Source organism: Agaribacter flavus, assembly GCF_042646125.1.
GTDB classification, from domain to species: Bacteria; Pseudomonadota; Gammaproteobacteria; order Enterobacterales; family Alteromonadaceae; genus Glaciecola; species Glaciecola flavus.
Genome location: NZ_JBHRSW010000053.1, coordinates 1 through 1,127, shown reverse-complemented (window position 1 = coordinate 1,127; position 1,127 = coordinate 1). Strand labels below are relative to the sequence as shown.

General features: G+C 39.0%; 2 protein-coding genes. Both read right to left on the bottom strand.

Annotated elements, in window-relative coordinates:
* Positions 1–802 (bottom strand): hypothetical protein (locus ACFOHL_RS17535; protein ID WP_376921544.1); only part of this gene is annotated, 802 nt, incomplete at its 3' end.
* Positions 803–870: 68 nt separating this feature from the next.
* On the bottom strand, positions 871–1,127 hold a 257-nt coding region (locus ACFOHL_RS17530), incomplete at its 5' end, for a hypothetical protein (RefSeq protein ID WP_376921543.1).

Here is a 1,127-nt window from a genome sequence, read left to right as displayed (position 1 = left end):
CTATTGGCATTTTATGGTTTTTGGCAATCTCCGGAAAATCAGCTGGGGAGCTTAGACCTAATTTCAACGTTTGTTTGTTTTGCGTAATTCTAGAGCGAAGCTCCATGCCAAGATGCTCGGCTAGCTCCAACATTAAATAAGGTGCTAAACTCAAAAACGCAGCGTGTGAATTATAAATGTTAGAATGTCGATTACCTGCCTCTTTATGATGAGCTAACAACATAGTATCTAAAGTTAATACTAAATTATCCTCATCGCGGTTGACTAAGTGAGCAATGGCTTCCGAAGAGCCCGGTAGTACTAAGGTATACTTTTTGGCTTCCCACTTTCGAAACCATTCCATGTAGGGTCTATGGTCTTCATCTAATCGTAAGCATGAAAGAATTGTACATAAATGGCTTACAGACTCACTTGTATTTGTTTTAGCTACACTAATAATCTTTTCCGACACTTCAGTTACATCCTCCAGCAAAAGCGTCTTTGTTTGATAGATGTTTTCCAAACTGGGGAACATGTCTTGTTCATAAACATCCATAGCTAATGAATCAAGCTTCAATCTATTCAATAAATGCGTTTTTGCATTCTCATTCAAACCCAGAGCTGTATTAAAAATATAAGCGCCATAAGAATAGCCACCACATATTCTGTATCCAAATGCTTTTTTGGAGGCAGGACGGTGCTCTGCTGGCAGAATGTTAGCCATTGTTGAGCACGAATCAGCTCTGAATTTAACTTCTTCTAACGCAGTCATCATTCTTATATTTGAACTCCATATTTCAACTACAATTTGAATGCGCGACACCAATATATGATGCCGCGTTTTTGTGTATTCAATTTTATCAGATCACAACATATTACTTAATATTGAAACTATGGGTTAATTGGTACTTCTATAATCACAATATCATTTAGTTTCTGAGAACCGTTCGCACCAAAAGTCGCATCATTGGCAAGACGCTGTGTTACCCCAGAGCCAACATGTCTTGGCCTAACAACAACAAGCTGGGTTCTCACGTTTCCATTTTGAAAAGCCGTAAGCAACTCTGTTCGTTGTGATTGGGTTAGGTTGGAAGTTCTACTTAAAGCACTGCCAACACCGTCACCATTTACACCAAACATCCAGCTCT